Genomic DNA, 5,643 nt, shown 5'->3' with positions numbered 1-5,643 from the left:
TTTAAATAAAAGACATAATTAATTAAAATTATAATTTGCTATTAGTATCTTTTTAAAAATATTTACAATTATTTTAATAGGTTATGCAAGAAGTCTAATATTTAAAAAATCACCTTGATTTAATTCTCTTAAAATAGCAATAAAAAATAATAGACTAAGAATAACAATAATTTTTCATCATGAAAATGTACTAAAATGTTTTAAAACTTTCGGAGAAAAAGCACCAATATTGTTTTTAATTTCCGGCATATAAAAACAAAAAGCAAATGAAAACATTAGGATAATAGTAATTATTCCAAAAATAATATAACGGAATGTTAATTCACTATTATTAAAATTTTTAACAAACATAAATACATTAGCACCAGTCATATTCGCTATTACAACAATTGGTAAATTTAAAGTTACTGTTGCAAAAGGATTAGTTCGATAAAAATAAATCTCATTAAAACTTAAATATCATAATGAATTTGTTGAAACACCAAAGCTAAAAGTAATCCTACAAATAATCATAGTAATTCAATTTTGCGGTAAAATAAAAACTAATAAAATTCCTAAAAACATTAAGCAATATGAAATTCAAAACCATAATTTCCGACTTTGAAATAATCCTGTAATTCATGAAGCTGGAATAAAAAAGATTACCGCGTATAAAGATGTACTAACTACTAATAAAAGAGTAATTGAATTAATATTTTTAGCAAAATCAAAAATGATAAAATTATAATTTAAAGTTAGTGAACATGATAATGCTAACCAAAAACAAAAATGCTGAATAATAAAAACTCATTGATAAAAAGATTTTATTCCTTTTTTAACCAAGTTAGTTATATATCCTAACATAAGTAAAATTGTTAAAAAAGGATACAAAAATAAATTATCTCAATTATTCATAATTTTATCCTAAAGGTTATTAAGTTTTTCAACACGAAGCGTATGACGACCAGCATCAAAAGTACTATTTAAAAACATATCAACAATTCAAATTGCATTTTGATTTGCAATAACTCTAGCACCCAATGCCAAAACATTAGCATTATTATGTTCGCGCGCTAATTTTGCTAGCATTGTTTCATTACACAATGCTGCTCTAATTCTTTTTACTTTATTTGCCGCAATTGAAATTCCAATTCCTGTTCCACAAATTATAATTCCAATACTATTTTTTTCTTTAATTACACGTTCACCAACAGCTTGACCAATATCAGGATAATCAACTGCCTCAATACTATCTGCACCTAAATTAATAATTTCATATTTTTGTGCAATTAAATGTTTAACAATTGCATTTTTCATTTCAATACCTGTATGATCATTCCCAATCACAATTTTCATTCTTGTTGTTCTCCTTTTCCTACAATTTAACTATAACATATTGATTTTTTAAATAAAAAACAAAAATTAATTCCTTGTAATAATATCCAATAATTTTCCAGGACTCATTGGAGTTACTGTTACAATTAATCTTGTCTGTTTTGCAACTACAACATATAAGTTCCCTTTTAAATCATCCAATTTAATATATAAATTTTTTGTTGTCTCAATTCGATCAGAAGAATTATCAATCATTTTAATAATTTTTTCTTTAATAATTCAGTCATTTTCATTTTTAAAAGCAGGAATTCGTTCTCGAATTCGTTGCAAACAATGAAAAGAAAACCCTAAACGGTGTTGATAATAATATCCCATTTCTATATCCACCTACTTTACAATTATTATACAGATATATTTAAAAAAAATAATGATAAAATATTAAAAAAGTAGTACTTTCTTTTACACTTTTTTATCTATTTGCTATAATTTCTTTGTGTATTAAAAGTCGAAAGGAGAGCAAAAATGGCTAATATTAAATCACAAATTAAAAGAGTTAAAACAAATTCAAAAGCTAATTTAGCAAATAAATCTTTTAAATCATCAGTAAAAACAGCAATCAAAAAAGCAGAAATCGCTATTAACGTACAAGAAGCAAACGCATCACAATTAGTTAATACTGCAATTAGTTTAGTTGACAAAGCAGTTACTAAAGGAATTTATCATGCTAATAAAGCTGCTCGTGTTAAAAGCAGATTAATGCTTAAAGCACATTAATTTCAAAATCCTTTTCAACAAAGACAGTAAATATTAAAAAAATAAAAAAAAATCATAATTAATATGATTTTTTTTATTTATCTTTTGATTTATTAGAATCATCTTTTTCAAAAACATTATCATCCTTAAACTCATCATCAAATAATGTTTGATCCATTTCATATTTTTGTCCATTCATCATTACAGTAACTGCTTTTTGGTATTCTGTATTGGCACGAATTAATTTATTACGGTCTGTTTTAGGAGCTAAAACTGCTAAAATAATAACCATAATTCCCGCAAGAAGACCAGCAATCATTGAAATAATTGTAAAAATATGTAATACTTGGTAAGTTGTGCTATTATAAACTTCGCTTACTAAACTATTAATTGTCATAGTTAAATCTGAATCTGGTAATAATAATCATTCTGTTATTTCTAATTGTGGGTCGTTTTTAATAATATAGCCATTATTAGGTACCGATATACTATTAAAATATTTCTCAACAACATTTGGTAATAATACTTGAATTAATGACAATGAAGAATAAAGAAGAATAATGATTGATAATACAACTGGTCAGAATCTAACAACATAATTATCCCGTTTAAAACGCTTTTTCCCTAATAATTCATAACCCAAAAAAATTCCTGGCAAAATCGATAAAATTCCTGAGAAGGTTTGCAATCCGACGGACTGCATTAATAAAAATTTATATTTTGAACCAAAACTAAATACTTCACTAAAATTATTGTTAGCATTATGTAAAGCACTATCAGCCCCACCACCAATAATAACAACTGCACTAGTTCCTGGGATTGTATAAACAATTACTTTTGTGTCTAAATAGATATTTAAATAGGAATTTAAAAATCACAATAAAATTAACAAAGCAGAAGCTAAAATAACAAAACCAGCAACAATTTTCTTTAAAATTGGCATATACTTTGGTTTTGAAGTATAAAAATAAAACCGTGGGTCTAAGCGTGGATGAATTGGCATATTTGCCATTTGCTGCATCATTTGTGACATATCAAATTTACTTGGATCACTAAAGTCCGGGCTAATGCCACCCATTGGCGCTCCTATGCCTCCAATTCCTCTTGCTGGTCCTACTTCCGGTTGTGATTCGTCTGTCCCTTCTTCATTAGCTTTAACTTTTAACTTCTCACGAGCATTATCAATTGCTTTTTCATCAGTAAAATCAGCTGTGGCATCAATTAACTCATTAGTGACGATGTTTTCTCTTGTAATATAATTTTTTTCAACACTAAAATTTGAAACAATATATTGCACAAAAGCAACATATTCTTCATCTAACATATTAAAAGTAGCCCCGTCAACCTTTTCAATTGTTTCTGATTCATTAGTAATATCAGCCAAAACTTGAGCAAATGAAAGAGTAAATTTATTATCATTTAAATTTGCATTAAATTCTTTTTCTAATGTTAATAAATTACAAATTTGTTGAATTACTAATTTTTTAAAGTCCTGGTTAACTATTACTTGTGCCTTAATATTATCATCGTTAAAGATATTATATAATGTATAAACTATATGGGCATATAATTTATTTTCTTTCATTTATTTATGTCCCTCATCTCTCTTTTTGTAATAATTTAATTTATATCAAATAATTTAATTAAATACAAATCACTACTAATTTCTTTTCTTATTATACCTTTTTTTATATTATAATCAATTCAAAATAATTCTTGAATAATATTATTTGCTTTATTAATACTGAAATTATGCATATGCTCTGAAATTTTTTTTACTCGAAACGGATGAATTTGTAAAATTTCTGCAATTTGTGAAGGTGTTTTTTTTAAAGCAGATAAAACAATAATATCTCTTGTAAAAATAATACTATTGGTAATTAATGCTAATAAAGCAATACTATTTAAACCGCGTTCTTGTAAATAATGATAATTTATTAAAAAACTATTCAAATCATTTTTTAATAAATCATCAACTAATTTAAAAATATCGGTATCTAAATACTTTGTCATATTATTTTCAATTAATTCCATCGTAATACTTGAATTTATTAATAATAATTTTTCTAATTCATTTTTAATAATATATAAATTATTTGGCAAATATTCAACAATCTTAGGAATTAAATTTTGTTTAATCGTCCCATTATGCTTTGTAATATAATCATCAATAAACTTAATTAATTCATTATATGATAAATTTGTTGCTTTTAAAACACTAGTTAACGCTAACATTTGTTTAGTTATTTTTAAACGATTACTAAGTTTATTGACTGGACAAATAAAAATAATAAAAGTACTCTGATTTGGAGCTGCTAAATATTCCATTAAACTTGTTAAATAACTTTTATTGTCTATTTTTGTCTTAATCTTTTCTTCTGTAAGAAAATAACTATCATTAACTATTATTATTCTTTTTCCTGAAAACATTGGAATTGTGTTGGCATCATTCAGAATAGATAATAGGGGGTCTTCTAAGTAATTATATTCTTGTAAATCATACTCATTATCAGGATTAATTTTTTTTAAAATCTTATTTTTTTGCATTTTAATTAAAAAAGCATCTTCTCCATATATTAAAAACATCTTTTAAAGCTCCTTTAGAATGTTCTAAAACTTCTGACAAAGTAATATTATCATATAAAATAAAAAATAAATTAAGGATTTAAAATAATTTAATTGTTGTTGATGCTGACATAATATTAAATTGAAGATTTCTTCTACCATTTGTAAAATAAATTTGACACCTAATTGTTTTTAAATTTTCAACAACAATTGGCGGCGGATAATTTTGGCGTTTTGTTTTTTCACCAGAGATGAAGCAAACCTTTGGTGTTATTTTTTGTAAAAATGCTAAGCTTGAACTAGTTTCTAAACCATGATGCGGAACTTGTAACAGAGTGATTGGAAATAATTTTTCTCGTAATAAATTTATTTCAATTTTTTTACTAATATCACCTGTTAATAAATTTGATATTGACTTATTTTAACCAAAAGCACTAAACTATTATTATTTTCATCTTTATCATTAATTGTTTTATGTAAGACAGTAAATCCTAATCTACCAAATTGAAATGTTTTCAATTTTGTATCATTTTGAATTACTTGTTTAACATTAAAATATTTTTTTACAGTTGGTAAATTATTCTTATGATCATCATGTTGATGTGAAACAAAAATAGCATCAATTCAATTAATACCTGCTCATTTTAAATAATTACTAACTAATTGTTTTGAACGACCATAGCCAACATCAACATCATATAAAATTGTTTTTAAAGTACGCTTGTCTTGAAAAACAATTGTTTGACCGTTACCAACATTTAACATTGTCATTGAATAATGAATACTAGTAAAATATGATTGCAAACTATAACAAATTATTGATAGAATGCAAAATATTCTAAATATTTTGTTTCCAAACACACTTTTATTCATTCCTCATAAAAGAATATAATAGACTTCTTGCATAATCTAGTTATTTTAAAATTCCTATAAAATATATTTAAAATAGAAATTATAGGAATCTAAAATTATGAAATTTGATAAATTTGATTTTATTAATGATAAAGAATT

Annotated in this window: 7 protein-coding genes; 1 reads left to right on the top strand and 6 read right to left on the bottom strand. The window is 24.5% G+C overall.

What is annotated here, in order from left to right; translation table 4 throughout:
* Nucleotides 1-81: 81 nt before the first annotated feature.
* From BST80_RS03825 to BST80_RS03815, 3 genes are all read right to left on the bottom strand, one after another.
* On the bottom strand, nucleotides 82-894 hold the full coding sequence (locus tag BST80_RS03825) for a hypothetical protein (RefSeq protein WP_415746035.1): 813 nt from the start codon (nucleotides 892-894) through the stop codon (nucleotides 82-84).
* Between the two features lie 9 nt (nucleotides 895-903).
* On the bottom strand, nucleotides 904-1,335 hold the full coding sequence (gene rpiB, locus BST80_RS03820; RefSeq protein ID WP_415746034.1) for a ribose 5-phosphate isomerase B: 432 nt from the start codon (nucleotides 1,333-1,335) through the stop codon (nucleotides 904-906).
* Between the two features lie 66 nt (nucleotides 1,336-1,401).
* Complete coding sequence (locus tag BST80_RS03815; protein ID WP_338990021.1) at nucleotides 1,402-1,689, bottom strand: hypothetical protein; 288 nt, start codon at nucleotides 1,687-1,689, stop codon at nucleotides 1,402-1,404.
* Between the two features lie 147 nt (nucleotides 1,690-1,836).
* On the opposite strand from BST80_RS03815, the gene rpsT reads away from it, so the two are divergent.
* On the top strand, nucleotides 1,837-2,088 hold the full coding sequence (rpsT, locus tag BST80_RS03810; protein WP_415746033.1) for a 30S ribosomal protein S20: 252 nt from the start codon (nucleotides 1,837-1,839) through the stop codon (nucleotides 2,086-2,088).
* Nucleotides 2,089-2,161: 73 nt separating this feature from the next.
* Here the strand turns inward: rpsT and BST80_RS03805 are convergent, their stop codons facing one another.
* From BST80_RS03805 to BST80_RS03795, 3 genes are all read right to left on the bottom strand, one after another.
* The gene (locus BST80_RS03805) at nucleotides 2,162-3,652 is read right to left on the bottom strand and encodes a hypothetical protein (protein WP_415746032.1); all 1,491 of its coding nucleotides are present in this window, start codon (nucleotides 3,650-3,652) and stop codon (nucleotides 2,162-2,164) included.
* 35 nt (nucleotides 3,653-3,687) lie between these two features.
* Nucleotides 3,688-4,653, bottom strand: coding sequence for a DNA polymerase III subunit delta (holA, locus tag BST80_RS03800; RefSeq protein ID WP_415746031.1), 966 nt, complete (start codon nucleotides 4,651-4,653; stop codon nucleotides 3,688-3,690).
* Nucleotides 4,654-5,028: 375 nt separating this feature from the next.
* The gene (locus BST80_RS03795) at nucleotides 5,029-5,403 is read right to left on the bottom strand and encodes an MBL fold metallo-hydrolase (RefSeq protein ID WP_415746030.1); all 375 of its coding nucleotides are present in this window, start codon (nucleotides 5,401-5,403) and stop codon (nucleotides 5,029-5,031) included.
* Nucleotides 5,404-5,643: the final 240 nt, after the last annotated feature.

Origin of the sequence: Spiroplasma sp. Moj, assembly GCF_016082285.1 — a bacterium.
In the GTDB taxonomy this organism is placed as follows: Bacteria; Bacillota_I; Bacilli_A; order Mycoplasmatales; family Mycoplasmataceae; genus Spiroplasma; species Spiroplasma phoeniceum.
Note: the sequence above shows the minus strand (reverse complement) of the source record. Positions and strands in the feature narration are given on the sequence as shown.